This is a genomic window from Actinomycetota bacterium (assembly GCA_016700055.1).
In the GTDB taxonomy this organism is placed as follows: domain Bacteria; phylum Actinomycetota; class Acidimicrobiia; order Acidimicrobiales; family Ilumatobacteraceae; genus Kalu-18.
In genome coordinates, this window is record CP064997.1 from 1,004,013 (window position 1) to 1,028,670 (window position 24,658).

Here is a 24,658-nt window from a genome sequence, read left to right on the forward strand (position 1 = left end):
GCCCACGCGCGTAGGCTCGCCCCCATGCGCTGCCGCATCGGTCGCTTGGTGGTGAGATTGGCCATCGTGGCCGCGCTCGGCGCGGCCGTGCTGGCCGCGTGGCGCCGCTTCGGTGCTCGGCCGGCTCAGCTGGAGAACCTGCCCGAACCGCAGTGGCCGCGCTTCACCCCCGACGCCCCGGCGGCGAGCGCTCCGTCGGAGCAGACCGAGGTCGCGGAGCTCGCCGCGGCCACCGAGGTCACCCCTCGCTGGCGCCCGCCGATCGGCGGCGCCTGCCCCCCGGGCTACCCGATCAAGGCCAACGCCGGCTCGGGGATCTTCCACGTGCCGGGCGGCCGGTTCTACGAGCGCACGATCCCCGAGCGCTGCTACGCCGACCCGGCCGACGCGCAGGCCGACGGCTATCGTCGGGCCAAGGCCTGAGCCCGCACGCGCGGGTGACGATCGACGGGAGATGAGCGGATGAAGGTCACGGTCGACTTCGACGTGTGCGCATCGACGGGTTCCTGCATGCAGGTCTGCCCGGAGGTGTTCGAGGTGCGCCGCGACGGCTACCTCTACATCCTGCAGGGCGAGCCGTCGGAGGAGCTGCGCGAGAAGGTGGTCCAGGCCGCAGACCTGTGCCCGACGGCCGCGATCACGGTCGAGGGCTAGCAGGGGGACAACTCCTCCCCTCGATGTCGTTCCACGCCAAGCTCCGCGCAGCGTGGCTGCGCACCGGGTCGCTGCTGTGCGTCGGGCTCGACCCCGACCCGCTGGCGCTGCCCTTGCCCCTCGACGGCTACGACGACGCGCTCTTCCACTTCTGCCGCGAGATCGTCGACGCCACAGCAGGCGTCGTGTGCGCCTTCAAGCCCCAGTTCGCCCACTTCGCCGCGCAGCGCGCCGAGGACCAGCTCGAGCGGTTGTGCCACCACATCCGCGAGCATCACCCCGACACCGTGCTCGTCCTCGACGCGAAGCGTGGCGACATCGGCTCCACCGCGGAGCACTACGCGCGCGAGGCGTTCGCTCGCTACGGCGCCGACGCGGTCACCGTCAACCCATACCTCGGCACGGACGCCGTCGAGCCGTTCCTCTCCTACGAGGGCCGGGGGGCGATCGTGCTGTGCCGCACCTCCAACCCGGGCAGCGCCGACATACAGGAACTGCTCGTCGACGGTGAGCCGCTGTACGTGCACGTCGCGAGGCTCGCCGCCGAGCGGTGGAGCGAGCTCGGCGAGGTCGGCCTCGTCGTCGGCGCCACGTACCCCGCCGACGTGGCCGTCGTGCGTGGCCTCGTCGGCGACATGCCGTTGCTGGTGCCCGGCGTGGGAGCCCAGGGCGGCGACGTGACCGCAACCGTCCGGGCGGGGCGCACCGACGACGGCGGACTGATGATCTCGTCGTCGAGGGCCATCCTGTACGCGTCGAGCGGCGAAGACTTCGCCGAGGCGGCGCTCGCGGCCGCCACCGCCACCCGCGACGAGATCAACCGCGCCTGAGCCCCGCCCGCGGCAGGGCGTTGGCTCAGGTGTGCAGTACGTGCACCGAGGTGATGCCCGGCGCGGCACGCAGCTCGGCGAGGACCGAGTCGGGCACCACGCTCGACGAGGCGATCACCATGAGCGCCGAACCGGGCTCACGGGCCCGACCGACGTCCATGTCGTCGATGTTCACCCCTGCGGCACCGAGGACGGTACCGACGACGCCGATCACGCCCGGGCGGTCGTCGTTGCGCACGACGAGCATCTGCTCGGCGGGCGGGACGTCGCACGTGTGCTCGTCGATCATCACGAGCCGCGGCTCGCCGCGACGCCCGGTGAGGGTGCCCGCGATCGAGTGCCTCCCGCTGCGCAGCGTGACCAGGTTGACGAAGTCGGCGGAATCGACGCACGCCGACTCACGCACCTCGACCCCGTGCTCCCGGGCGAGCTGGGGCGCGTTGACGTAGCTGACCGGCTCCTCGCTGATCGCTCCAAAGAACCCCTTCAGCGCGCTGAGGGTGAGCAGCCTGTTGTCGTAGCGGGCGATCTCGCCCTCGGCGCACACCTCGAGATGGCCGGGGCGCACCTCGCCGTCTTGCACGGCCAGCGTCGCGAACAGCCGTCCGAGGCGCTCGGCGAGCGGCAGGAACGGCCTTACGGTCTCGTTCGCCTCGACCGCCGACACGTTCACCGCGAACGGTACGAAGTCCCCCGCGAGTGCGAGCAGGACCTGGTCGGCGATCGTGTCGCCCGCCTTGTCCTGGGCCTCACGGGTGCTGGCCCCGAGGTGGGGGGTGACGATCACGTCGTCGAGCCCGAAGAGCGGGCTCTCGGTGCAGGGTTCGGTGGCGAACACGTCGAGGGCAGCTCCCGCGATCACGCCTCGGGACACCGCGTCGGCGAGCGCCTCCTCGTCGACGATGCCGCCGCGGGCGACGTTGACCAGGCGCAGCTCGGGCTTCGCCCGGGCGAGCAGGTCGGCAGAGATCAGCCCGACCGTCTCTTTCGTCTTCGGCAGGTGAACCGTCAAGAAGTCGCTCTGGGCGACCACATCCTCGAGCGGGAGCAGCTCGACGCTCATCTGGCGGGCCCGCTCCGTGGACACGAACGGGTCGTACGCGACGAGCCGCATGCCGAAGGCGAGCGCCCGCTGCGCGACGAGCTTGCCGATCCGGCCGAGGCCGACCACCCCGAGGGTTTTGTCGGCGAGCTCCACCCCTTCCCACCTGCTGCGCTCCCAGCGGCCCTGCTTCAACGCGGCATGGGCCTGGGGCACGTTGCGGGCCACCGCCAGGAGCAGCGCCACCGTGTGCTCCGCGGCGGAGACGATGTTGCTCTGCGGGGCGTTGACCACCATCACCCCGCGCTGGGTGGCGGCGTCGACGTCGACGTTGTCGAGGCCGATGCCGGCCCTGCCGACGACGACCAGCCTGGAGGCCGCCGCGAGCACCTCGGCGGTGACCTGCGTGGCGGAGCGGATGATCAGGGCATTCGCGTCGGCGACGGCATCGAGCAACCCGGCCCCGGTGAGGCCGAGCTGGACGTCGACGGTGTGGCCGGCTGCGCGGAGCCGCTCGAGACCACCCTCGGCGATCTCTTCGGTGACGAGGATGCGGGACATCGTGATCAATGCTTATCGGCGCCAACCGCCGTGGACCAATGTGACGCCGGCCGGATCGGTAGGGTCGGCACTCGTGAGCTCCGGCGGCGACCACGTGAACCAGGGTGATCTGAAGGTCGTCAACCTGTTCGACCTCGACGAGATGCGCGCCCTCATGAGGGTGTTCCACGAGGTGTGGGCCTTCCCCGAAGGCAGCCTGGTCAGCCCGGACTTCCTCGTCGCGCTCACCCATGCCGGCGGCTACGCGTCGGCCGCGGTCGACTCCACGGGGCGGTGGGTGGGGGGTTCGTTCGGCTTTCTCGGTCGCCACGGCACCGAGCTGAGCCTGCACTCGCACGTGACCGGCATCGTGCCCGCATACCAGCACCGGGGCTACGGACGCCTGATCAAGTACCACCAGCGGGCCTGGGCGCTACAGCACGGCCTGCACTGCATCACCTGGACCTTCGACCCGCTCGTGCGCCGCAACGCGTGGTTCAACCTGCAGGTGCTGGGGGTGAGCGTCGACGAGTACATCGTCAACTTCTACGGCCCACTGCACGACGAGATCAACAGCGACGACGAGACCGACCGGCTGCTCGCGGTGTGGGAGCTGGGCACCCCCCACAGCCCCCGACCGGGGCGCCGCAGCGCCGAAGTCGCGCGCCCCCAGCGCGTGGTGCCGACCCCGGACGACATCGTCGCCATGCGACGTGAGTCCCCGCTCGAAGCCAAGGCCTGGCGACACCGTCTCCGCGAAGAGCTCGACGGGCCCCTCGCCACCGGCTGGCGGATCACCGAGCTGACCACCGACGGCGCCTACGTGCTCACCCCGGCCGACCCCGTCCACCCCTGACCGATGGAGGACCGGATGGAACCCGCTCAACTCCGCGCAGTCGAGCTGCGCCGCATCGCGCTGGATCTCGTCACTCCCTTCCGCACCTCGTTCGGCACGCAGACCGACCGTGACGTGCTGCTCGTCCACGTCACGACCGACGTCGGCGACGGGTGGGGCGAGTGTGTGGCCGGCGACGATCCGCTCTACTCGAGCGAGTACACCGAGGCCGCGCAGCACGTCATCCGCGCCCACCTGCTACCGCGCTTGTTCGCGCACCGCGGTGCCCGGGTGGCCGCCCACGAGGTGGCCGTGGCGCTCGACCCGGTGAAGGGCCACCGCATGGCCAAGGCCGCGCTCGAGTGCGCAGTGCTCGACGCCGAGTTGCGTTCCCAGGGACGATCGGTGGCCGAGCACCTCGGCGCCGTGCGTGAGCGGGTCCCCTCCGGCGTATCGGTCGGCATCGTCGGCTCGATCGCCGAGCTGATCGACGTCGTCGGCGGATACCTCGACGCCGGATACGTACGCATCAAGCTGAAGATCGAACCGGGGTGGGACGTCGAGCCCGTCCGCGCGGTGCGCGCCGAGTTCGGCGACGCGCTCCCTCTGCAAGTGGACGCGAACGCCGCGTACCGCCGTGGCGACGCCCGGCACCTCGCCCAGCTCGACGAGGCCGGCCTGCTGCTGATCGAGCAGCCGCTGCCCGAGGACGACCTGCTCGGACACGCCGAGCTCGCCACCCGCATCGCCACGCCGGTCTGCCTCGACGAGTCGATCACGTCCGCACGGGCGGCCGCCGACGCCATCGCGCTCGGGGCCTGCTCGATCGTGAACGTGAAGGCCGGGCGCGTGGGCGGCTACCTCGAGGCCCGGCGCGTCCACGACGTGTGCGCCGCGCACGGGGTGCCCGTGTGGTGCGGCGGCATGCTCGAGACCGGCATCGGACGCGCGATGAACGCGGCGCTCGCCGCGCTACCCGGCTTCACCCTCACCGGAGACATCTCGGCCTCCACGCGGTTCTGGACGCGCGACATCGTCACCGAACCGATGCAGGTCGTCGACGGTCATGTGCCGGTGCCCACCGGCCCAGGAACGGGCGTCGAGCTGGACGAATCGTTGGTCGACTCGGTGACGACCTCCACGGAGACCGTCACCGCTGCCGCGCGGTAGCGTCGGCGCCCATGACGCACCCCTTCTTGTCGGAAGCATGGATCCAGGCAGCCAAGGAGATCCGGCACAAGTACGCCGACCAGCATCCTCCGGTGACGCAGGTGATCAAGGTCAACCAGGTGATCACCGACGCTCCGTTCGGCGGCGGCACGATCGAGGCCTACGTCGACACGTCCAACGGTGAGATGGAGGTCGAGCTCGGCAAGCTCGACGAACCCGACGTCACCATCACCACCGACTGGGCGACGGCACGCGCGATCTTCGCCCTCGGCGACCAGGCGGCCGGCATGCAGGCATTCATGGGCGGCAAGATCAAGGTGCAGGGCGACATGATGAAGATGATGGCGCTGCAGACCGCCATGCCCCAGACCGAGATCACCCAGAAGATCGCCGAGGAGATCAAACAGATCACCGAGTAGCGCGCCGATCAGCCCCTTCGACCACTCGTTCTCTGTGACGGGCCTGGTGGCAGGGTGCGCAGCGGAGTTGTAGCTCTTCGACGAGGGTGTGGTGGGTGGTGTCGTAGTCGGGTACGTGGTCGTACTCGAGGAGCTCGTTGCGTCCGCAGTCGACGCAGCACCGGTCGCGTTCTTTGACCACTCGTTTCTGACGGGTGCTGGGGTGGCGGTGGCGGCCCGAGGCATTGATCGGGCGCCGGTTCGCGTCGTGGGTGAGGACCCGCAGGAACGCTGCCGGTGCGATCCGCTCGACGATCGAACCCGCGATCGGGGTGCCGTCGTCGAGGGTGACGCCGTCACCGCGTACGTGCACGATCACCTCGGTCAAGATGCCCCCGGTGCCGTTCGTGACCAGCGCATCGAGCGCGTCGGCGTACTGCTGCGCGACGCTCGGCCAGCCCCCATCACAGACACCGGGTCCCGTGGTGGGTCGGGTGTGGATCATCACCTTGGCCTGCAAGGCGGCGATCAGCCTGCCAGCGGCCAAGGGCTCCAACCGGGCGCTGAACGCGACGGTGCCGTCGGGTTCGTGACGCCAGCGCAGCCCCCGCTGGCGGTGTTGATGACCGGCGATCTCACTTGCGCTGTGGGTGCGGTGCATCCACCGGGCGAGCTCCCGAGCGAGGTCACTCGCCGGGGTGTGTTCGGCGATCGCGACCAGGTCGGTCTCGTTGTCGGGGGTGGCGATACGGGTCAGGGTGCGGACCTTGGAGTACGAGATCCGCCCCGCAACGAACGCGTCCGCGGACGCGGGCAGGCGGGCGAGTTGGCGTCCGATACGGATCCACTCACGCGCGGTGCACGTCTCTACATCGGCGACCGCGGCCAGCCAATGCGCCGCGGTCGGCGAACCGTCCGCGATCCACTCGCTGCCGTCGGCGAGCTCGGCGGCCAACATCACCAGCTCGCTCTGATGACGAGCCCAAGCGTGGGCAACCGCACGCAAACGATCGAGCAGCAAACAACCACGGGCAGCCATCGGGGAACCTCCACACAACGAACCGGATGAAGGACCACCGATCAGCACCCCAGTCGGGGCACTTGTCCCGGCACCACCGGAACCGCAGGGCTGGTCGAGCTGCGCTACGACCAGCCTACGAAGCCGGTGTGACACCGACCCCCCGGCGCGTCCGCGGACGCGCCGACCCGACGCCACCAAACCCCCGACGCGTCCGCGGACGCGTCGAACGGGGTAGGTCACGCCACCGTGCGCGATGTGGAGCGCACGAAGAACGCCGCCAGGGCGCCCGTCGCGGCGCAAGCGGCGGCAACGGTGAACGCCGGGCGGAACGAGCCCTGCAGCCCGCCGGAGTCCTCCGCCGCCTGCTGCACGCTGATCATCACCACCGAGCCGAGCACCGCCCCGAGCTGTGACATGAGCTGTTGGAGCGCCCCGGCCACCCCGAGGTCGCGCTCGTCGACCGCGTTCGCGACGAGCGAGGTGAGCGCCGGCGCGGCGATGCCGACGCCGGCTCCCGACAACGCCAGCGCGACGACGACGAACAACAGCTCCGTGTCGGGCCGGATCGCCACGAAGCCGACCATCGACGAGGTCACGAGCAGGGCTCCGACGACGCCCGACACGCGCTCGCCCACGCGGATCGTCACGTAGCCCGCGAGGGGCGCGACGATCGCGAACGTGAGCGGTCGGGCGATGACCACGAAGGCGGTGCGCTCGGTGGAGTAGTCGAGCAGCCTGCCGAGCACCTGCGGAGCAAGCAAAAAGCCACCCATGTAGGCGAAGTTGGTCAGCGTCTGGGAGGCGATGGGCAGCACGACGTTGCGCGTTCGGAACCAGTGCAGCGGCATCAGCGGCGCCACGGACCGGCGCTGGACGAGGACGAACGTCGTGATCCCGAGGACGCCGACCACGAAGCACGCGAGCGTGGCCGGGCTCGACCAGCCCCACCGCGGCCCCTGGTTGACGCCGGCCAGCAACGACGCCGCACCGAGGCCGAGCGAGATCGAACCGGGAACGTCGAAGCGCACCCCGGGCATCCGCTCGGTGTCGGGCAGCAGCCACAGCGCGATGAGCACACCGAGACCGCAGAGCGGCGCCTGCACGGCGAAGATCACCCGCCAGCCGACCGCATCGATCAGGGGTGCACCGGCGACCACACCGAGGACGGGAGCCCCGGCGTTCACGAGGCTCCAGTAGCCGAGCGGCTTGACCCGTTCCTCCGGCCGGAACAGGCGGTTGATGTACGCCATCGTCGACGGCCCGGTCGCCGCCCCGGCCGACGCCGACAGGATCCGGAAGGCGATCATCGACGCCGCGTTCGGGGCGACGGCGGTGAGACCGGCGAAGATCCCACAGCCGAGCAGGCCGAGCACGAACACCCGCTTGTGGCCCCACAGGTCGCCGGCCTTGCCGTAGGCCGGGCCGACCACCCCGAACGCCAGCATCGGCCCGGTGATCGACCACGAGACGACACTGATCGACGAATCGAGGTCGTCGGCGATCGTGCCGAGAGACACCGCGAGCAGAGTGATCGTGAACGAGACCGTGAACAGCCCGGTCAGCACCACGAGCAGCGACGCCCACCGCCGGTCGAGGCCTACCCGCTGCGCGATGCGCCGACGCAGGATGATCGGCCAGGGCACCACGCCCAACTCGTCGACGCCGGCCGCGTCGACGCGCATCGAGGCGTGCTGGGCGTCGCCCTCGTCGCGCGGCGCCGATGCTGGATCCTTCGCCGCCGGCGCCGGACCGCCGCCCACGGGGATCGGATCAGGTCTTCGGGGTGAGGTCCGCGAGCGCGGCGGTCAGCCCGGACACCGTCCACCGGCCGTCGTGCTGGGCCGTTTCGGCCATCGTCCACGACTGCACCCGCGTCACGGTCCCGCCCTGCACGAAGAACGTCTCGCCGTTGAACGCGCAGTCCGTGGAGGCGAGGTACGCGACGAGCGGGCTGACGTTGCCCGGATCCCACACGTCGAACGCGCCCTCCTTCGGGGCCATGATGTCGCCGAGACCGGGCGTAGCGAGCGTCAGCCGGGTTCGCGCCGCGGGAGCGATGCAGTTGCTCTTGACCCCGTAGCGAGCGAGCTCCTTCGCGCAGATCTGGCTGAACGTGGCGATGCCCGACTTGGCGGCACCGTAGTTCGACTGCCCGGGGTTGGAGAGCAGGCCCGACGTGCTCGAGGTGTGCACTACGTTGCGGGGCTTTTGCACCCCCGCCTTCGCCTGCTCGCGCCAGTAGGTCGCCGCCCACCGGGTGGGCGCGAAGTGACCCTTCAGGTGCACGGCGATCACCGCGTCCCACTCCTCCTCGGTCATGTTGACGAGCACCCGATCGCGCAGGATGCCGGCGTTGTTGACGAGGATGTCGAGGTCGCCGAACGCCTCGACGGCGGAGTTGACCATCCGCTGGGCGCCTTCCCAGTCGGCCACGTTGTCACCGTTGACGATGGCCTCGCCGCCGAGAGCCACGATCTCGGCCACCACCTGCTCGGCGGGAGTGAGGTCGGTGCCGGTGCCGTCGTTGGCTCCGCCGAGGTCGTTGACGACCACCTTGGCGCCTTCTGCCGCGAAGAGCAGCGCGTGTTCGCGTCCCAGGCCACGCCCGGCCCCGGTGATGATCGCCACGCGTCCGTCCAGTGCTCCCATGATGCGATCCCCGTCCTTCGATCCGGTGTGGTGTTCGCGGGAGCGTAACGGTGCCGGCGCGCCGCGCCGAAACCGGCCTACAGGCAGATCAGGTCGATCGGGGTGCCGCGGCGGAGCAACTCGCCGACCTCGATCGGGCGGCCCTCGACGAGGATCGACGCCGGCTTCGCGGTGGACACGCCGAGCAGGCTGCCGATCGTGAAACCGGCACCTTCCAGTGCGTTCGTGACACCAGGGCAGTCGAGGCCGGCGATCGGGGGAACGGCAATCAGGTCGGGGCCTTTCGACACCGACAGCTCGACGCTCGAGTCACGCTCCACCTGGCTGCCCGCTTCCACGGACTGCGATACGACCGAGCCGGGCGGGATGTTGTCGGAGAACACGTCGACACCGCGCTCCACCTTCAGCCGCAGCGCCTCCAGCTCGGCGGTGGCCGCGTCGAGTGTCAGACCGGTCACGGGCGGCACCGTGCGCGGTGCCGGCCCGCTCGAGGCAGTGGCGTGCACGGTGGTGCCGCGCACCACGTCGTCGCCGGCGAGCAGCGAGGGCTGCTCGGGCACCGCCCACGTGAGGATCGTCCCCGCCGGCACCTCCTCGTCGGGCACCTCGGCGACCACCTGCAGCCCCAGGTCGAGCGCGCCCAGCTCGGCTGTCGCCTCTTCCACCGACATGCCCGCGATCTCGGGCAGGACGCGTGGCGCCGGTCCGGTCGAGACGACGAGCGTCAACCGTCCGCCCTCCGCGATCGACGCGCCCTCCGCGGGATCGGTGCGCAAGACGATGTCCTTCTCGACGGTCTCGCTCGACTCGTCGGTCTGGAGTACGTCCCAGTCATAGCCGGAGATCTGGTTCAACGCGGCGCCGACATCTAGCCCGACGAGGTCGGGGACGTCGTATCTCGTCGTCGAGAGCGCGCGCCAGGCGACGAACGCGCCTACCACCAGCGCCACCAGCGCGAGCGCGGCGAGCGCCCAGCGCAGCACGTGCGGCTTGTCGACCGCCTCGGGGGCGGAGTCGTCGGCAGGCTCTTCCTTGATCCGCATGCCCGTCGCCGAGCCCCGCCGCGCCGCTTCGGCAGTGCTCGTCGTCGGGCGCGCCAGGGTGGCGGTGTTGTCCGCGGCGAACATGCCCGAGCTGACGACGGCGATCGGGGCCGGGCGGGGAAGCTTCTCGGCGGCCTGCACGAGCGAGCGGCCGAGCTCAGCCGCGGTCGATCGCTCCCCTGGGTCGGCGCGGCCCGCCTTTTCGAACACCGAGGCGAGAGGGCCGAGGTCGGCGGAGACGGGCATCAGCCGGTCGGCGCGCGCCGACAGCGTCGCGACGACCGAGTCGGCCTCGAACGGAACCTGCCCGGTGACCGACTCGATCAACGTGAGGCACAGCGAATAGACGTCGGTGCGCTCGTCCACCGGCAGGCCTTGGCCCTGCTCGGGCGAGGCGTAGCGCGCGCGGTCCTGGTCGACAGTCGACGGCGACGACCAAGCCTGCTCGGAGAGCGCTCGGGCCAGACCGAAGTTGGCCACGCGGGCCCGGCGATCCTCGCCGAACAGGATCGAGCCCGGCCGGATGTCGTGGTGGACCAGGCCCCGCCGGTGCGCGTAGTCGAGGCCACGGCATACGTCGAGGCCGACGACGAGCGCCTGGGAGGGGCTGAGCAGGCGGCCGCGATCGAGCATGTCGCGCAAGCTGCCGCCGGCCAGGTACTCGAGCACGAGGTACGAACGTGTCCGCCCGCCGATGTCCTCTTGACCCCAGTCCTCCACCCGTACGACGTTCGGATGGTCGAGCGATGCCGCCACCTGGGCCTCGGCACGCAGACGCTTGCCCAACTCGGCGTCGGCGGTGAGCTCTGGCGCGAGCAGCTTCACCGCCACGCTGCGGTCGAGCTGCATGTCGGTGGCGACGTAGACCTCTGACGACCCGCCCCCGCCGCGGCGCGACGTGAGCCGGTACCGCCCTCCGAGCACACGACCGGCGAGCCCAGTTGCAGTATCACCTCCAGCCACGGACGGCGAACCTACAGCGCGGCGTGACTTCCGCGGCGGCACAGGGCGGTGTCCGGCGCGGTGGAGTTCACCCACCGGTCGGCGAGAATGTCGCCGTGCGGCTCCTCGGACGGCGGATCAACGGCGAGCTGCTCGCGGTCAGCTTCGCGGTCGCCGTCGGGGTGATGCTGATCGGGATAGGTGTGAACGCCAGCCGCACCGGCCCGGACGCGCTCGGGCTGCCCGACGAGATCGAGGCGATCTCGCCCACTCCGAACGACAGGCAGGTACTGCGCCAGACGGAGATCGTCGTCGACCTCGCCGCCAACCACGAGGCGGCGCTGATCCTCGACGGCGTCGAGCTCACCGTGGTCAGTCTCGACGAGCTGTCCGGTCCGGGAGGTTCCGCCGAGCCCGGTCAGCAGGTGGAGCTGCCGGCGACGGCCATCTGGGACCCGGGCAACTTCGTGATCAGCTTCCGCCCGACCGAGGGGGCCGAGGTGGAGGAGTACCACGTGGGCGAGCACACGGCGACGGTGCTCTACTGGAAGATCGAAGAGGGAAGGGCCGCGGCCCGCTCGTTCACCTGGACCTTCGAGGTGCTCTGAGCGTCTCTCCGGCGCCTCACCGCACGGGCAGCTCCCCGGTGGCGAGCAGCGCGCCGAACCCGGCTTCGTCGAGCACCGGCACGCCGAGGGCTTCGGCCTTGCCCAGCTTCGACGCGCCGGGATCGGCACCGACCACCACCGCGAAGGTCTTGGCCGACACACTGGCGGGGCTCTTGCCGCCGCGGTCCTTGATGGCAGCTTCGGCCTCTTCCCGCGTGAAGCCGTCGAGCGTGCCGGTGACCACCACCGCCTTGCCGGCGAGCACCTGGGGCTGGCGGCTGACCACCACGTTGCCGAACTGGACACCCGACTCACGCAGCTTGTCGACGAAGGCCCGGTGGGCCGGGTCGGAGTACCACCGGGTTATCGATGCGGCGATCACCGCGCCCACGCCGTCGACCGTCGCGAGGTCGGCCTCCGACGCGGTGAGCACGGCGTCGAGGTTGCCGAACGCGCGCGCCAGCGCCTCTGACGCAGCCGGGCCGAGGTTCTTCACGCCGAGCGCGGTCATGAGCCTCGGCAGCGGGCGATCCTTGGAACCGTCGATCGCCGCGACGAGCTTGTCGGCGCTGACCTGGGCGAAGCCGGCGAGCGTGAGCAGGTCTTCGCTGGTGAGCCGGTAGATGTCGGCGGGGTCCTGCACCAAGCCGGCCTCGCTCAACTGCAACACGGTCTTCTCCCCGAGGCCCTCGATGTCCATCGCCCCCCTGCTCGCGAAGTGCACGATGCGCTGGTCGCGCTGGAACGGGCAGTCGGGCTCGACACAGCGTGTGTCTGCTTCTCCGGGCGCGCGTACGAGCTCGGTCTGCAGCGGGCAGGGACAGGTGGTCGGGAACTGCCAGGGCGCGGCGAGGTCGGACCGCAGCGACAGGACCGGCCCGACCACCTCGGGGATCACGTCGCCGGCCTTGCGCACGACGACCGTGTCGCCGGGGCGCACGTCCTTCGCCCGGACCTGGTCCTCGTTGTGCAGCGTCGCCATGGCGACGGTCGAACCGCCGACGAAGACCGGCTCGAGCACCGCGAACGGCGTCACCCGGCCGGTGCGCCCCACCGACACCTGGATGTCCCGCAAGATCGTGGTGCGTTCCTCGGGGGGGAACTTGTAGGCGATCGCCCACCGCGGAGCGCGCGAGGTGAACCCGAGCAGCTCGCGCTGGGCGAGGTCGTCGACCTTCACCACCACACCGTCGATCTCGTATTGCAGGTCGTGGCGCCGCTCCTGCCAGTGCAGGCAGTGGGCCGCCACGTCGGCGAGCGAGTCGAACAATCGGGTCTCCGGGCTGACCGGCAACCCGAGCCGGGAGAGCAGCTCGAGGGTGTGGTGGTGGCTCGTGAAGGCCGGGCCGCCGACGACCTCGCCGAGCTGGTACGCGAAGAACGCGAGGCCGCGGCCGGCGGTGACGGCTGGATCCTTCTGGCGCAGGCTGCCCGCGCCGGCGTTGCGCGGGTTGACCGGTACCGGCTCGGGTTTGCGGCCCGCGGCGATTCGTTCGACGTTCTCGGCCTCCTTCGCCGCCTTCAGCCGCTCGAAGGCGGCGACGGGCATGTACACCTCGCCGCGCACCTCGAGCACCTCGGGCACGTCGAGCGCGTCGAGCGCGTCGGGCGCGAGGCGGTGGGGCAGCCCGGCGATGGTGGCCACGTTCGCGGTGACGTCTTCTCCGACACGCCCGTCGCCGCGGGTCGCCGCCTGCACGAAGCGGCCGTGCTCGTAGCGCACGCTCACCGCCAGCCCGTCGATCTTCAGCTCACACACGTAGCGCGGTGTGACCGCCGCGTCGCCCTGGCCATGCAGCCCGCGGAGCACCCGCTCGCCCCAAGCCGTCAGCTCGTCACCGCTCATCGCGTTGTCGAGGCTCGTCATCGGGACCCGGTGCGTGACGGCGGCGAACGTGGTGGCCCCGGTCGCCGTGCCGACCTTCGACGTCGGCGAGGCGACGGCCAGCTCGGGGTGCGCGGCCTCGATCGAGCGCAGCTCATGCACGAGCGCGTCGTACTCGGCGTCGGCGACCTCGGGAGCGTCGTCCAGGTAGTAGCGCTCGTTGTGGTAGCCGATCAGCTCCCGCAGCTCGGCCGCACGAGAGCCAGGGTCGCGAGCTGTCACCCGGTCGACGTTACCCAAGGGCTGCGCGCCAGCGCCGCGGTTCAAGCTCCGAGGTTCAAGCGGGTGGCCAGCGCCTGCGTGCGTACGCGGTAGGCGACGATGCCGACCTGCTCGAACACCCCCGCGGCGACCTGCTCGGCGTGCATCCCGAGCCCGCACAAGGGGGTGATCAGGCTCTGTTGGCGCAGGCGGGCTGCGTCGCAACCACGCTGGACGAGCTGACACCACAGTGCGCTGAGCTTTCGCCACGGGCGGTCGCAGGACCGGCTGAGCGGGCCGTCCGTCGGGATCACCCCCCACGCGATGATCCCGCCCCGCTCGAGGAAGCCGGAGAGGTAGCCGGCGACGTCGGCGAGCGAGGGACTCATCGGCAACGAGAGCACTGACGGACCGCTCGCGAGCACCGAGGCCCAGTCGGCGTCGGCGCAGCAGTGCACGCCGGCCAGCGCGTAGTTCTCGACCGCGGCGAGCGCCCCGGAGATGATGTCGATCGTCACGTCGGGCGGCAGCGGGAAGCTCGGCGACATCATCTCGCCGATGGACGGCTCGTCGACGACCACCACCTGCGGCGCGGCGGGGAGCGCGGAGGTGACCTCGGCGTGCAGCGCTTGCACCCGGGAGCGCACGGCGCGCACGGCGACGTCGAAGGCGGTCGAGGCCGGAACTCCGGCCCTCATCAGGGCGAGGCCGAGCGTGACCGGTCCGGTGAGCTGCCACTTGACGGGCGCGGTGCGCCCGGCGGCGAGGGCGAGGAACGCCCTGAACCCTCCGAACGCGTCGTGGCCGATATCGGTGGCTACCGGGGCGAGCGGGTCGATGCGGTCGAGGTCGACGGTGAAGCTGCCGTATGGGCCGAGCCCGACGCCGCGGATGCCGACCACCGCCTGGGCGATCATGCCCTCGGCGGGAGAACGGCGGGGCAGGCTGGGGATCGCCGGCAGCTCTGGGGTGTAGCGCAGCGAGAACGCAGCTGCGGCCTCGGCGTCGCGGTGGGGCAGGCTGCCGACACCGGTCGCCGTACCTCCGATCGCCAGAGCCCCTACCTTCACCGCCTTTTCACCCTTTCCGTCGATGCCGTCACCCCGCGTGCGCTTTCCCCCAGACGTTAGGTTGGTCGAGACCTCGGCCACCGGACAAACCCTGCTCTGGTGAGTCGTGAGGCCAACACCGTGCGCGTACAGACCAGATCACAACCGACGACCCCACCGGGCGACCAGTCGAGCCTCGCCCGAGCACTCGTCGCCGCCCTGCGCCTCGCTTGGTTCGCGCTGCTCGGAGGGCTGGCGGTGCTCGGCGACGTGCTCGCCGACCACTCCCGCCCGGTGCAGGTGGTGGCGACCGTGATGCTGTGGCTCGGGTGGTCGCTGACCCTCCTCGCACTGCTCGTGCCGAGCACCGTCACCCTCACCGCCGCCCGTCTCGCGGTGCCGGTGTCGGTGGTGGTCTACGCCTGGGCGACCGTAGAGGGCGCGGGCGCCCTCGCCGCGGTGCTGGCCGCGGTCGGTCTGCTCGCCAGCGTGCTCGTGCTCTCGGCAGAGGTCGGCGAGGTGTTCGTCCAGGCGTCTGCCTACGGCGAGGAGCGAAGGCTCCCCCTGCGCGCGCCGGGGCCGATGCTGCCGGTCGTTGCGATCGCCTGGGCGCTGCTCGTGGCCGCGGTCGTCGCCGGGCCGCTGCTGCTCGCGGCGCGGGCCTACGTCGCTGGCGCGCTCGTGAGCGTCGCGGCGGTGGTGCTCGTGGCGGTTCTCTCCCGCAGGTTCCACCAACTGAGCCGGCGTTGGCTGGTGGTCGTACCGGCCGGGCTCGTGGTGCACGACCACACCGTGCTCGCGGAGACGGCGATGTTCCCGCGCGCGGAGGTGCGGGGTTGCGCGCTCGCCTTGGCCGACACCGAGGCGGCAGACCTCACCGGTGGTGCACTCGGCCATGCACTCGAGCTGTCGCTCGCCGAAGCGGCCACCGTCGTCCTCGCCCGGACTCCGTCGCACCCCGGCGGCCGCGCGCTGCACGCGCGGGCGGTGCTCCTCGCGCCGAGCCGACCGGGGCGCGCCATCGCCATCGTGAACCGCTGACTCGCCGTCAGCTCGCGATGCCGCCGCCCAGCACCCAGGTGTCGGTGAGGTCGTACAGCACGACGCTCTGCCCAGGCGCCACCCTGCGCGCCGGACGCTCGAGCCGTAGCGTGGCCGTACCCGCCGCGCCGGGCTCGACGCAGGCTTGATGCGCCTCGCCGTGGGCGCTCGTCTGCACGAGCACCGCACCCGTGGCCGGTTCGTCCACCCAGGTCGTCTGCTCGAGGCGGATCTCGGACCGGGCCAGCTCGGCCGCGCTGCCGACGACGACACGCGCGGCAGCGACGTCGACGTCGACGACGAAACGGGGATCACCCCCACCCGCCAGGCCGAGTCCGCGGCGCTGGCCGACCGTGACCAGCTCGACCGCGTCGACGCTGCCCACGTCGGCGCCCGTCGCGTCGACGACGGTGCCCGCGCGGAGCGGGATCCGCCGCCGCAGGAACTCACGGCGACCACCGGCTGCGGCCGACACGAAGCAGACGTCCTGGCTGTCGGCCTTGGCCGCGGTGCGCAGCCCGGCCTGCGCGGCGACGGCGCGCACCTCGTCCTTGCGCAGCGCACCGATCGGCAACCACAACCGGCGCAGCTCGGTGGAGTCGAGCATGTGCACGACGTAGCTCTGGTCCTTCGACCGGTCTGCGCCGCGGGCCAGCCCCAGGGTGTGGGGCGGCGTCCCGCGACGGTGCTCGACCCGGGCGTGGTGGCCGGTCGCGACGAGGTCGAAGCCGAGCAACGCCGCGCGATCGAACAGCCGGGTGAACTTCAGGTGCCGGTTGCACTCGATGCAGGGGTTCGGTGTGCGGCCTGCGGAGTGCGCGGCGACGTAGGGACCGACGACGTGGCGGTCGAAGTCGTCGGAGAAGTTGAACACGAGGTGGTCGATGCCGATCTGCTGCGCCACCCGCCGCGCGTCGTCGACGTCGGCCACGCTGCAGCACCCCGTGTCGCTGTCACCACCCCAGAGCCTCATCGTGACACCGACCACGTGGTGGCCGGCGCGCCGCGCGAGCAGGGCGGCGACGGAGGAGTCGACGCCACCCGACATCGCCACCAGCACCCGCGCCATCTACGTGCCCGCCGTCTGGGAACGGGCCGGACGTGTTCGGCCCATGGCCTGGCGCAGACGTGAGACAGCGGAGGTGACGACCTCGATCGCGCGGTCGACGTCGGCCGCGGTGGTGGTGCGCCCGAGCGTCATCCGCAGAGCACCGAGCGCCGTGTCCCGCGGCACCCCCATGGCCGCGAGCACGTGCGAGGGCTCCATCGCCCCGCTCGCACAGGCGGACGCCGCTGACGCGCACAACCCCTCTTCGTCGAGGAGGTAGAGCAGGGCTTCGTTCTCGACGCCCTCGATGCAGACGTGTGCCGAGCCGGCCACCTTCGCGGACCGCGGCACGGTCTCGATTACACCGAGGTCGGCGCCGACCAGCGCGTCGACGAGCCGGTCGCGAAGGGCACCGAGGCGGGCCACCTCTGCCGCGCGTTCGGCGCAGGCGTTGCCGAGCGCGGTCGCCGCACCGACGATGCCGGCGACGTTGTGGGTGCCGCTACGGCGGTCGCGCTCTTGGCCGCCGCCGCGCAGCAGCGGCTCCAGCGTGACGCCGTCGCGCACGGCCAGCACGCCGACCCCCTTCGGCCCGCCGAACTTGTGGGCGCTGAGCGAGAGCAGGTCGACGTGCGACCACAGCTCGGGTAGCGCCAGCCAGTTCGCGGCCTGCACCGCGTCGGTGTGGAACACCGCGTCCGGGGCGAGCGAGCGCACCAGCCGTGCCACCGCGCCGAGGTCGGTGATCGAGCCGACCTCGTTGTTGACCGCCATGACGGACACCACCCGCACCACCGCGTCGTCGGTAGTTGCGCGGGCGAGCGCGTCGGCGAGCGCGTCGAGGTCGACGCAGCCCTTCCCGTCGACGCCGACGACGGTTCCCTGCGCGGCCTCGACGCAGTGCAGCACCGCATGGTGTTCGGCGGCGGGACACACAGCCCTGCCTCCCCCGGTAGCTGCGAGCACGCCGGTGATCGCCGCGTTGTCGCTCTCGGTGCCGCACCCGGTGAAGACGACCTCGCCGGAACGGCAGCCGATCTCGGCGGCCACGGCGTCCCGTGCTTCGTCGACCGCCAGCCGAGCGGCGCGCGCGAGGCGGTGTGATCCGGAGGGGTTCGCGTACGAGTCGGCGAAGTAGGGCGCCATCGCCGCGACGGCCTCGGGGTGCATCGGCGTCGTGGCCGCGTGGTCGAGGTACACGAGCACCCCGTCCAAGCTACCGGTGCGCGTCGCGGCCGCTCGGGGCTCGGTGCGTGCTGGAATCGTCGGGTGGACGGCTACGACGACACCACCTACGGGAAGGCCTTCGCCGACGTGTACGACGAGTGGTACCCCGACGACGTCGGCGCCGGGGACGTCGCCACCGCGGTCACCGCCCTCGTCCGCCTCGCCGGCTCCGCGCCCGCGGGGCCGTTGCTGGAGCTCGGCGTGGGCACCGGCCGCCTCGCGCTGCCCCTCGCCGCCGCCGGGCTCGAGGTGCACGGGGTGGACGTGAGCCCCGAGATGCTCGCCCGCCTGCGTGCCAAGCCGGGAGCGCAACGGGTGACGCTCACTTGCGCCGACATGGTCGAGGGGCTGCCCGACGCGCCCTACGCGGTCGTGCTGGCCGCGTACAACACGCTCTTCGGCCTCCGCTCGCTGGAGCGGATGGAGGCTTGCTTCGCGGCCGTCGCTTCCCGCCTCACCGGCGAAGGCAGGTTCGTCGTCGAGGTCTTCGTCCCCGACCCGGACCGCCCCGCCCAGTCCACCGTCGGCGTGCGCTCGATCGCCGCCGACCGGGTCGTGCTGTCCGTCGACGTCCACGATCCGGCGTCGCAGCGCGCCGAGGGGCAGTTCGTCGAGCTCACCGCTGACGGGCGGGTGCGACTGCGACCGTGGAGCATCGTCTACGCCACACCCGCCCAGCTCGACGTGATGGCAGTCGCCGCCGGGATGGTGCTGGAGTCGCGGTGGGGATCCTTCGCCGGCGACCCGTTCGACGAGCGCAGCGAACGTCACATCTCGGTGTACCGGCTCGATCGCACCCTCGGCGACCGCGCGGTCGTATCCTGAGGCGACGTGAGCCAGCTCCGCTTGAACCCGATGACCGGCAGGTGGGTGACCATCGTCGCCGAGCGGGCCCACCGACCGACGGACTTCGCGCCGCGCACCGTGCAGGTAGAAGCCGATCTCGGGCGTCCCTGCCCGCTCTGCCCCGGCAACGAAGAGGCCACGCTTCCGGCACTCGAGACCATCGACGAGGCCGGGGCGTGGGTCATGCGGGTGATCCCGAACCTGTACCCGGCCTTCGACGGTGACGAGCGCCTGGCGGTGCGCAACCTCGGGCCGGTGCACGTCATGGCCGAGGCGAGCGGGATCCACGAGGTGTTCGTGCTCGGTCCCCGCCACGACCAGAGCGTCGGCGAGTTCTCCGACGAGCAGGTGGCCACGGTGATGCAGGCCCTGAAGCGGCGCCTGACCGAGCACTCCCGCACACCGAACATCCGCTACACGCAGGCGATCGTCAACCACGGCCGTGAGGCCGGGGCGTCGCTGGCGCACCCCCACGGGCAGCTGCTCGGGCTGCCGTTCGTGCCCGGGGAGATCGTCGACGAGGAACGCGCCTTCGCCCGCTTCGAAGGCGGCTGCATCCTCTGCACCACGATCGAGGCCGAACTCGCGAGTGGCGAGCGGGTGGTCTTCGCCACCGACGACGCCATCGCCATCTGCCCCTTCTGGAGCGGCTCGCCCTACGAGTTGTTGCTCATCCCCCGCGAGCACCACCTGCATCTGCCCGACTCCTCCGACGAGACGCTGGCCGGAGTCGGACGGGCGATCCGCGACTCGGTGAGCCACCTGCGTGAGGTGCTCGGCGACGTCTCGTACAACCTCGTGTTCCACACCGCGCCCCACCACCACGAGGGCCAGTACCACTGGCATGTGCACCTGTGGCCCAAGCTCGTCACCACCGCCGGGTTCGAGCAGGGCACGGGCGTGCTGTTGAACATCGTCCCGCCCGAGGACGCCGCCGCCGAGCTGCGTCGCGTCAGCATCCACACCTGAAGCGCCCGGTGGCCGACCCGCGCGGTCACGACATCGCGGTCGGCATCGACCTGCCCGCCTCACCGGAGCGGGTGTGGGCGATCCTGGAGCCGATCGAGGACCACGTCCGCTGGATGGCCGACGCCGAGTCGATCCGCTTCGAGGGGCCCGATACCCGTGGGGTCGGCACGCGCTTCGTGTGCGACACGAAGTTCGGCCCGATCCGGCTCACCGACCGGATGGAGATCACCGTGTGGGACCCTCCGCACACCATGGGCGTGCGTCACACCGGGGTGGTCACCGGCTCGGGAAGGTTCGAGCTCGAACCGATCGATGCGGGCGCCCGCACTCGGTTCACCTGGAGCGAGCAGCTGCGCTTGCCCTGGTACCTCGGCGGCCGTCTCGGCGAGGTCTTGGGCGGCAGGTTCGTGATTCGACGGGTCTGGCAGCTCAACCTGCGCCGGCTGCACGACATCGTCGAAGCCGCCACCGCCTGAGCGCTGGCCGGCGCCCGAGGCTCAACCGGACAGGGCTCTGACGCCGGCCGTCACCGCCGCGGCGAGTGCGATCACGACGACGAGCGGCGCGCGGCGCCACGCGGCGATCACCGCCACGCCGACACCTGCGGCCCGGGCGTCGAGCACCAGCGATTGCCCGGACGAGAACGTGTCCTTGACGACGAGGGCGGCGAGCATCGCCGCGGGGATGAGTGCCAAGCAGCGCATCATCGGTGCCGGCATCGTGCGCCCGCCGAGCACCACCATCCCGAGCACCTTCCACCCGTAGGCGCCGGCGGCCAGGGCGAGCACCAACGTCCACGTCATCGCCGTGATCCCGCATCGTCGGCGGCCGGTGGATTCGGTGACGGCGGAGGCGGCGGTGGCGGAGGTGCCCTCCATCCGACGACGATCACCGTCGCGGCCAGCAGGATCGGCACCCCGATCGGCGTGAACGGAATGGTGGCCAAGCAGACGACCGCCCCGAGAAGGGCGGCCAGACGGGCCAGCGGCTCGCGCAGCAGCGGCCAGACCATCGCGACGAACGCCGCCGGGAAGGCCGCGTCGAGACCGAACGTGAGCGGGTCGATGGCGTTGCCGGCGAGTGCACCGACGAGCGTGCCGAGGTTCCACCAGACGAACACCGACACCCCGGTAACCCAGAACGCCAGCTTCTGCGATCGCCGGTCGGGTTGCGCGGCGGCCATCGCCGTCGACTCGTCGATCGTGAGCTGCGCGGCGAGAAGCCGGCGCAGGAGCCCACCGTCGATGCGATCGGCCATCGCCAACCCGTAGACCGCGTTGCGGGCGGCGAGCAGCAGGGCGCCGCCGAGGGCGAGCCCGAGTGACCCGCCCGCGCCGATGACGCTGACTGCGGAGAACTGCGAGGCCCCGGTGAAGACGAGCAGCGACATCGCACACGTCTGCCACACCGAGGCCCCGGCGGCGACGGCGCCGACCCCGAACGAGATCGCGAAGACGCCGACCGCCAGACCGAGCGTCATGCTCGCGGTCACGACCGAGCGGAGCTCGCCGTGACGCCGTGCGAAGTCGCTCACGGCCCGCGCTCGCGGTGTCGTGGCCGGTTCAGGGCCGAGAGCCGAGCCAGAGCACGCCGAGCGGGGGCAGGTCGACGACGGCGGACGCCGGCTGACCCTGCCAGGGCACCTCGGTGGTCGCCTCGACCGTGCCGCCCGCGGCGGCGCGGAAGCCACTTCCGCCGAAGCGAGCGTCGTCGCTGTCGACCAGCACCTCCCACGGCCCGGCGTGGGAGAGCCCGACCCGGTAGCCGGGACGGGGAACCGGGGTGAAGTTGGCGACGCAGGCGACGGCGCCCAGGTCGCGATCGCGGCCGGTGCCCCAGCGCAAGAACCCGTACACGGACTGCGCGGCGTCGTCGGCATCGAGCCAGCGGAACGACGCCGGGTCGGGGTCGCCCGCCCAGACCGCGGGCCAACCGGCAGCGAGGTGGTTCAACGCCGCGACCAGGTCGCGCACGCCGCGGTGGGGGGCGTGGTCGAGCAGGTGCCAGGGCAAGCTCTCGGTCTCGTTCCACTCGGTCCACGGCGCGAGCTCTGCTCCCATGAACACGAGCGGCGCGCCCGGCATCGCCCACATCCACGTGTAGAGGGCCCGCAGGTTGGCGAACCGCTGCCAGTCGTCCCCTGGCATCTTCGCGAGCAGCGAGCCCTTGCCGTGCACCACCTCGTCGTGGCTGAGCGGGAGCACGAACCGCTCGCTGAAGGCGTACAACAGACCGAAGGTGAGATCGCGGTGGTGCCACTGGCGGTGCACTGGGTCGTGAGCGAAGTAGCCGAGCGTGTCGTGCATCCAGCCCATGTTCCACTTGTGGCTGAAGCCCAGGCCGCCGTGGTCGACCTGCCGGGTGACGCTCGGCCAGGCGGTGGACTCCTCGGCGATCATCATCACCCCCGGCTCCTCGGCGAACACGACCGTGTTGAGCTCTTTCAAGAACTCGATCGCGCCCAAGTTCTCGCGCCCGCCGAACTCGTTCGGCACCCATTGCCCCGCCGGGCGGCTGTAGTCGAGGTAGAGCATCGAGGCCACCGCGTCGACGCGCAGCCCGTCGACGTGGAACTCGCGCATCCAGTACAGCGCGTTGGCGACGAGGAAGTTGCGTACTTCGTGGCGGGCGTAGTTGAACACGAGCGTGCCCCAGTCGGGATGCTCGCCGAGGCGTGGGTCGGCGTGCTCGTACAACGCCGTGCCGTCGAACTTGGCGAGCGCCCACTCGTCACGGGGGAAGTGGGCCGGCACCCAGTCCATGAGCACACCGATCCCCCGCCGGTGCAGCACGTCGACGAACGCGCGCAGGTCGTCGGGCTCGCCGTGGCGAGCGGTCGGCGCGTAGTAGCCGGTCACCTGGTAGCCCCACGAGCCGCCGAAGGGATGCTCGGCGAGCGGTAACAGCTCGACGTGGGTGAAGCCGAGCTCGCTCACGTGCTCGGCGAGCTGCTCGGCCGCGGCGCGGTAGTCGAGCTCGGGCCGCCACGAGCCGAGGTGCACCTCGTAGATGCGCAGCGGCTGGTCCGGCTGGCCGCCGTGCAGGCGGCGGTGTGCCATCCACTCCTCGTCGCCCCACACGTACTCCTCGAGCACCGGCACCACGCTCGCGTCGGACGGCGGGCGCTCGCTCTGGCGGGCCACCGGGTCGGCGCGGTACATCACGTGGCCCCACCGGTCTTCGATCGCGTACTTGTAGCGCTGACCGGCAGCGGCGATGCCCACGTCGGCCGCCCAGATCCCCGAGGACTCCTGGGGGGCGAGCGGATCGGGGCCGAGCTTCCACTCGTTCCAGTCGCCCACCACCCACACGGCGCGGGCGTTCGGCGCCCAGACCGCGAAGCGCACGGCCGGCCCGTCGGCCGTATCGACGTGGTTGGCACCGAGCACGGTCCAAAGCGCGCGATGGGTGCCCTCGTTGAAGAGGAAGAGGTCGATATCGCCGAGCAAGGTGGTCTGTGGCATCGCGTCTGAGGGTACTGGCCCGGCTACGTTCGAGCCGGTGCGAGTGCTGATGGTGTCCTGGGAATACCCGCCGCGGATCATCGGCGGCATCGCCGCTCACGTCGACGGTCTGTCGAGGGCGATGTCCGCCGCCGGCCACGAGGTGGTCGTGCTCAGCCTGCACCACCCGGGCGCCCCCGAGGACCAGCTCATCGACGGTGTGAGGGTGCTGCGGGCCCGGGCCGACCTGCCGTGGATCCCCGACCGCGACTTCGTCACCCAGATGGCATCGGCGAACCACCATCTGGTGCAACTCGCCGCCCAGCTGGGCCCGTGGCGCCCAGACGTCGTCCACGCGCACGACTGGCTGGTGGCGTGGGCCGCCGACACGCTGAAGGTACTGTTCGACGTCCCCCTCGTCGCCACCATCCACGCCACCGAGCGCGGCCGCCACGGCGGCCACGTGCCCGACGGTCAGCCGGCGGTGGTCAACTCCGTCGAGTGGTGGCTGACGTACCAGGCACGTGAGGTGATCTGCTGCTCGAAGTTCATGACCCGTGAGGTCGTCGACGGCTTCGAGCTGCCGCACGAGAAGCTGCATCTGGTGCCGAACGGGGTCGACCCGGCTCTCTGGGCGCCGAGCGAGAAGCCGCCGCCGGAACGCTCGGCACTTGTGCTCGCGTGGGGGCGGGTGCAGTACGAGAAGGGCTTCCAGGTGCTCGCCGAAGCCGTCGCCCGGCTGCGCGACAAGGTGCCCGACCTGCACTGCACCATCGCCGGGCGAGGTTCGTACCTGGCCGAGCTGCAGAGCCAGATCGACCTGGAGAGCGCCGGCGACCTCGTACACCTGGCCGGATTCGTCCCCGACGACGAGCTGCGCGCCCAGCTCCACCGGGCCGGTTGCGTCGTCATCCCCTCGTTGTACGAGCCGTTCGGCATCGTCGCGCTCGAGGCGATGGCCGCCGGCGCACCGACGATCGTCGCGCGAACCGGCGGACTCGCCGAGATCGTCGAGGGCACCGGCGCCGGGTTGCTGTTCGAGCCGGGCAACTCGAGCGACCTCGCCACCCAGATCGAGCGAGTGCTCACCGACCCTGCGCTCGCGGCCGAGATGCAGTCCAAGGCCGCCGCGCTCGTCGCCGACCGGTACAGCTGGGCGGCGGTCGCGGCGTCGACGATCGAGGTCTACGAGCAGGCCACGGCCTGAGCCCTCCGGG

Annotated in this window: 24 protein-coding genes; 12 read left to right on the forward strand and 12 right to left on the reverse strand. The window is 71.4% G+C overall.

The window, feature by feature from the left end:
• The first annotated feature begins 24 nt into the window (after nucleotides 1-24).
• The 3 genes from IPM43_04810 to pyrF are packed head-to-tail and all read left to right on the forward strand — an operon-like array spanning nucleotide 25 to nucleotide 1,484.
• Nucleotides 25-423 carry a hypothetical protein gene (locus IPM43_04810; protein QQS25694.1) on the forward strand — a complete coding sequence of 133 codons (399 nt, stop codon included), beginning with the start codon at nucleotides 25-27 and terminating at the stop codon, nucleotides 421-423.
• 39 nt (nucleotides 424-462) lie between these two features.
• Complete coding sequence (locus IPM43_04815; protein QQS25695.1) at nucleotides 463-654, forward strand: ferredoxin; 192 nt, start codon at nucleotides 463-465, stop codon at nucleotides 652-654.
• Between the two features lie 23 nt (nucleotides 655-677).
• On the forward strand, nucleotides 678-1,484 hold the full coding sequence (gene pyrF, locus IPM43_04820; GenBank protein ID QQS25696.1) for an orotidine-5'-phosphate decarboxylase: 807 nt from the start codon (nucleotides 678-680) through the stop codon (nucleotides 1,482-1,484).
• A gap of 25 nt (nucleotides 1,485-1,509) precedes the next feature.
• Here the strand turns inward: pyrF and IPM43_04825 are convergent, their stop codons facing one another.
• On the reverse strand, nucleotides 1,510-3,087 hold the full coding sequence (locus IPM43_04825) for a phosphoglycerate dehydrogenase (GenBank protein QQS25697.1): 1,578 nt from the start codon (nucleotides 3,085-3,087) through the stop codon (nucleotides 1,510-1,512).
• A 73-nt stretch (nucleotides 3,088-3,160) separates the two neighbouring features.
• On the opposite strand from IPM43_04825, the gene IPM43_04830 reads away from it, so the two are divergent.
• Genes IPM43_04830 through IPM43_04840 form a run of 3 tightly spaced genes read left to right on the forward strand, consistent with a single transcriptional unit; the run spans nucleotide 3,161 to nucleotide 5,490 of the window.
• Nucleotides 3,161-3,922 (forward strand): GNAT family N-acetyltransferase, encoded by a 762-nt coding sequence (locus tag IPM43_04830; GenBank protein QQS25698.1) that lies wholly within the window; start codon nucleotides 3,161-3,163, stop codon nucleotides 3,920-3,922.
• 15 nt (nucleotides 3,923-3,937) lie between these two features.
• On the forward strand, nucleotides 3,938-5,071 hold the full coding sequence (gene menC, locus IPM43_04835; protein QQS25699.1) for an o-succinylbenzoate synthase: 1,134 nt from the start codon (nucleotides 3,938-3,940) through the stop codon (nucleotides 5,069-5,071).
• 11 nt (nucleotides 5,072-5,082) lie between these two features.
• On the forward strand, nucleotides 5,083-5,490 hold the full coding sequence (locus IPM43_04840) for an SCP2 sterol-binding domain-containing protein (protein ID QQS25700.1): 408 nt from the start codon (nucleotides 5,083-5,085) through the stop codon (nucleotides 5,488-5,490).
• Here IPM43_04840 and IPM43_04845 read toward each other — a convergent pair.
• The 4 genes from IPM43_04845 to IPM43_04860 all read right to left on the reverse strand — a co-directional run bounded on the left by IPM43_04845 (nucleotide 5,480) and on the right by IPM43_04860 (nucleotide 11,145).
• Entirely contained in the window at nucleotides 5,480-6,508 is a 1,029-nt protein-coding gene (locus tag IPM43_04845) for a DUF222 domain-containing protein (GenBank protein QQS25701.1), read from the reverse strand. The genes IPM43_04840 and IPM43_04845 overlap by 11 nt on opposite strands.
• 218 nt (nucleotides 6,509-6,726) lie before the next feature.
• Nucleotides 6,727-8,250, reverse strand: coding sequence for an MFS transporter (locus IPM43_04850; GenBank protein QQS25702.1), 1,524 nt, complete (start codon nucleotides 8,248-8,250; stop codon nucleotides 6,727-6,729).
• A 10-nt stretch (nucleotides 8,251-8,260) separates the two neighbouring features.
• The gene (locus tag IPM43_04855; GenBank protein ID QQS25703.1) at nucleotides 8,261-9,139 is read right to left on the reverse strand and encodes an SDR family NAD(P)-dependent oxidoreductase; all 879 of its coding nucleotides are present in this window, start codon (nucleotides 9,137-9,139) and stop codon (nucleotides 8,261-8,263) included.
• A gap of 77 nt (nucleotides 9,140-9,216) precedes the next feature.
• Nucleotides 9,217-11,145, reverse strand: a complete 1,929-nt coding sequence (locus IPM43_04860; protein ID QQS25704.1) for a PASTA domain-containing protein — start codon at nucleotides 11,143-11,145, stop codon at nucleotides 9,217-9,219.
• 95 nt (nucleotides 11,146-11,240) lie between these two features.
• Here IPM43_04860 and IPM43_04865 point away from each other — a divergent pair, with 95 nt between their 5' ends.
• On the forward strand, nucleotides 11,241-11,732 hold the full coding sequence (locus tag IPM43_04865; GenBank protein ID QQS25705.1) for a hypothetical protein: 492 nt from the start codon (nucleotides 11,241-11,243) through the stop codon (nucleotides 11,730-11,732).
• A gap of 16 nt (nucleotides 11,733-11,748) precedes the next feature.
• Here the strand turns inward: IPM43_04865 and ligA are convergent, their stop codons facing one another.
• Both ligA and IPM43_04875 read right to left on the reverse strand, forming a co-directional pair.
• Nucleotides 11,749-13,884 (reverse strand): NAD-dependent DNA ligase LigA, encoded by a 2,136-nt coding sequence (gene ligA, locus IPM43_04870; GenBank protein ID QQS25706.1) that lies wholly within the window; start codon nucleotides 13,882-13,884, stop codon nucleotides 11,749-11,751.
• On the reverse strand, nucleotides 13,881-14,888 hold the full coding sequence (locus IPM43_04875) for a hypothetical protein (GenBank protein QQS25707.1): 1,008 nt from the start codon (nucleotides 14,886-14,888) through the stop codon (nucleotides 13,881-13,883). Before IPM43_04875 ends, ligA begins: the two co-directional genes overlap by 4 nt.
• Before the next feature lie 99 nt (nucleotides 14,889-14,987).
• Here IPM43_04875 and IPM43_04880 point away from each other — a divergent pair, with 99 nt between their 5' ends.
• Nucleotides 14,988-15,908 carry a hypothetical protein gene (locus tag IPM43_04880; protein ID QQS25708.1) on the forward strand — a complete coding sequence of 307 codons (921 nt, stop codon included), beginning with the start codon at nucleotides 14,988-14,990 and terminating at the stop codon, nucleotides 15,906-15,908.
• Between the two features lie 7 nt (nucleotides 15,909-15,915).
• Here the strand turns inward: IPM43_04880 and mnmA are convergent, their stop codons facing one another.
• Both mnmA and IPM43_04890 read right to left on the reverse strand, forming a co-directional pair.
• The gene (gene mnmA / locus IPM43_04885; GenBank protein QQS25709.1) at nucleotides 15,916-16,977 is read right to left on the reverse strand and encodes a tRNA 2-thiouridine(34) synthase MnmA; all 1,062 of its coding nucleotides are present in this window, start codon (nucleotides 16,975-16,977) and stop codon (nucleotides 15,916-15,918) included.
• Nucleotides 16,978-18,171, reverse strand: a complete 1,194-nt coding sequence (locus tag IPM43_04890) for a cysteine desulfurase (protein ID QQS25710.1) — start codon at nucleotides 18,169-18,171, stop codon at nucleotides 16,978-16,980.
• A 54-nt stretch (nucleotides 18,172-18,225) separates the two neighbouring features.
• Here IPM43_04890 and IPM43_04895 point away from each other — a divergent pair, with 54 nt between their 5' ends.
• From IPM43_04895 to IPM43_04905, 3 genes are read left to right on the forward strand one after another with little or no spacing between them, the layout of a single operon-like run.
• Nucleotides 18,226-19,008, forward strand: a complete 783-nt coding sequence (locus IPM43_04895; GenBank protein QQS25711.1) for a class I SAM-dependent methyltransferase — start codon at nucleotides 18,226-18,228, stop codon at nucleotides 19,006-19,008.
• Nucleotides 19,009-19,014: 6 nt separating this feature from the next.
• Entirely contained in the window at nucleotides 19,015-19,998 is a 984-nt protein-coding gene (galT, locus tag IPM43_04900) for a galactose-1-phosphate uridylyltransferase (protein ID QQS25712.1), read from the forward strand.
• An 8-nt stretch (nucleotides 19,999-20,006) separates the two neighbouring features.
• The gene (locus tag IPM43_04905) at nucleotides 20,007-20,474 is read left to right on the forward strand and encodes an SRPBCC family protein (protein QQS25713.1); all 468 of its coding nucleotides are present in this window, start codon (nucleotides 20,007-20,009) and stop codon (nucleotides 20,472-20,474) included.
• 21 nt (nucleotides 20,475-20,495) lie between these two features.
• Here the strand turns inward: IPM43_04905 and IPM43_04910 are convergent, their stop codons facing one another.
• The 3 genes from IPM43_04910 to glgB form a co-directional block, all read right to left on the reverse strand.
• Nucleotides 20,496-20,801: an AzlD domain-containing protein gene (locus tag IPM43_04910; protein QQS25714.1), complete on the reverse strand. Its 306-nt coding sequence runs from the start codon at nucleotides 20,799-20,801 to the stop codon at nucleotides 20,496-20,498.
• On the reverse strand, nucleotides 20,798-21,478 hold the full coding sequence (locus IPM43_04915; protein QQS26334.1) for an AzlC family ABC transporter permease: 681 nt from the start codon (nucleotides 21,476-21,478) through the stop codon (nucleotides 20,798-20,800). Before IPM43_04915 ends, IPM43_04910 begins: the two co-directional genes overlap by 4 nt.
• Nucleotides 21,479-21,560: 82 nt before the next feature.
• Nucleotides 21,561-23,462 (reverse strand): 1,4-alpha-glucan branching protein GlgB, encoded by a 1,902-nt coding sequence (glgB, locus tag IPM43_04920; GenBank protein QQS25715.1) that lies wholly within the window; start codon nucleotides 23,460-23,462, stop codon nucleotides 21,561-21,563.
• 37 nt (nucleotides 23,463-23,499) lie between these two features.
• Between glgB and IPM43_04925 the strand changes: the two genes are divergently transcribed.
• Nucleotides 23,500-24,648: a glycosyltransferase family 4 protein gene (locus tag IPM43_04925; protein QQS25716.1), complete on the forward strand. Its 1,149-nt coding sequence runs from the start codon at nucleotides 23,500-23,502 to the stop codon at nucleotides 24,646-24,648.
• Nucleotides 24,649-24,658 lie beyond the last annotated feature (10 nt).

Coding starts and splice junctions, on each gene's coding strand:
- IPM43_04840 (QQS25700.1), top strand. CDS start 5,083: ATGACGCACCCCTTCTTGTCGGAAGCATGGATCCAGGCAGCCAAGGAG.
- mnmA (QQS25709.1), bottom strand. CDS start 16,977: ATGGCGCGGGTGCTGGTGGCGATGTCGGGTGGCGTCGACTCCTCCGTC.
- glgB (QQS25715.1), bottom strand. CDS start 23,462: ATGCCACAGACCACCTTGCTCGGCGATATCGACCTCTTCCTCTTCAAC.
- IPM43_04810 (QQS25694.1), top strand. CDS start 25: ATGCGCTGCCGCATCGGTCGCTTGGTGGTGAGATTGGCCATCGTGGCC.
- pyrF (QQS25696.1), top strand. CDS start 678: ATGTCGTTCCACGCCAAGCTCCGCGCAGCGTGGCTGCGCACCGGGTCG.
- IPM43_04845 (QQS25701.1), bottom strand. CDS start 6,508: ATGGCTGCCCGTGGTTGTTTGCTGCTCGATCGTTTGCGTGCGGTTGCC.
- IPM43_04815 (QQS25695.1), top strand. CDS start 463: ATGAAGGTCACGGTCGACTTCGACGTGTGCGCATCGACGGGTTCCTGC.
- IPM43_04910 (QQS25714.1), bottom strand. CDS start 20,801: ATGACGTGGACGTTGGTGCTCGCCCTGGCCGCCGGCGCCTACGGGTGG.
- menC (QQS25699.1), top strand. CDS start 3,938: ATGGAACCCGCTCAACTCCGCGCAGTCGAGCTGCGCCGCATCGCGCTG.
- IPM43_04825 (QQS25697.1), bottom strand. CDS start 3,087: ATGTCCCGCATCCTCGTCACCGAAGAGATCGCCGAGGGTGGTCTCGAG.
- IPM43_04915 (QQS26334.1), bottom strand. CDS start 21,478: ATGACGCTCGGTCTGGCGGTCGGCGTCTTCGCGATCTCGTTCGGGGTC.
- IPM43_04855 (QQS25703.1), bottom strand. CDS start 9,139: ATGGGAGCACTGGACGGACGCGTGGCGATCATCACCGGGGCCGGGCGT.